Origin of the sequence: Neisseria sp. HMSC061H08 (genome assembly GCF_001836795.1) — a bacterium.
Classification (GTDB): domain Bacteria; phylum Pseudomonadota; class Gammaproteobacteria; order Burkholderiales; family Neisseriaceae; genus Neisseria; species Neisseria subflava_A.
The window spans coordinates 1-992 of the sequence record NZ_KV830563.1 but is presented as its reverse complement, the minus strand read 5'-3'; the positions used below and the strand labels follow the sequence as shown (position 1 = coordinate 992).

Below are 992 nucleotides of genomic sequence, written 5' to 3'. Positions count from 1 at the left end.
GCGAATGTCGATTGGAACAATAGGCAGCTGCATCCGAAAGAAACACAAATCCTTAACAAACTGTCAAAAGGCAGATCGGCTGAAGAACAGTACCGCCTAAAAGCCGCTGCATGTGCATTAACCCGGTGCGCGGAAGGCGTACCTGACTTCGACCCTCTTTATAAAGGACTAAAAAAACTTCAAGATGCCGGTAAACAGTTTGTGGCGGAAAAAAATATATTGATGCGGACGGGTGCATTTGAATATGGAAACTGGAATAGACTGAACGATATACGCAGCAGTTACGACCGGGCTGCCACCAAAATTAAGGGGGCAGGCAATATGGGATTGGGTGCAACGACTGTTGTCGGTTCGGGTGCTGCAGGCGTAGGTCTGTGCAGTACCGGGCTTGGCTGTGTTGGCGGTGGACTTATTGCGGCGACAGGTGTGACCGGTGGTTATACACAGGCCTCAGAAGGAAGTCGGCAATTGTTTGGCACTTACCAGTCCAATTTTGGTAAAAAAGTTGTCCTATCTTTGGGTACACCAATAGAATACGAATCTCCGTTAGTATCTGATGCGAAAAATCTAGCCATATGGGGATTGGAAACGCTGATTACACGCAAATTGGGAGGCTTGGCAACAGGTGTGAAAACTTCCTCGACTCCGAAAATTGCTGACGTACAGCGAAATGTCCTGCCCCAATCCAAAGTCGGTATCAAGTGGGGCAAGGGGATTGAAGGACAGGGAATGCCTTGGGAGGATTATGTCGGTAAGGGGTTACCTATTGATGCAAGACTACCGAGAAATTTCAAAGTATTCGATTACTATAATGCAACAACAGGCACAGCAATCAGTGCCAAAACTCTGGATACGCAAACTACGGCACGCCTGTCCAAACCCGAGCAGCTTTACAGCACCATGAAAGGGTACATCGATAAGACGGCAAATTTCAAAAGTTATGAATTATCAGGAGTACCGTTAAGGGCCGACATGATCAAACAGCGCGAAAT

General features: G+C 47.3%; 1 pseudogene. It reads left to right on the top strand.

Annotation, left to right across the window (positions count from 1 at the left end):
• A pseudogene (locus tag HMPREF2675_RS04740) lies at positions 1-992 on the top strand (hemagglutinin); the annotation flags it as partial.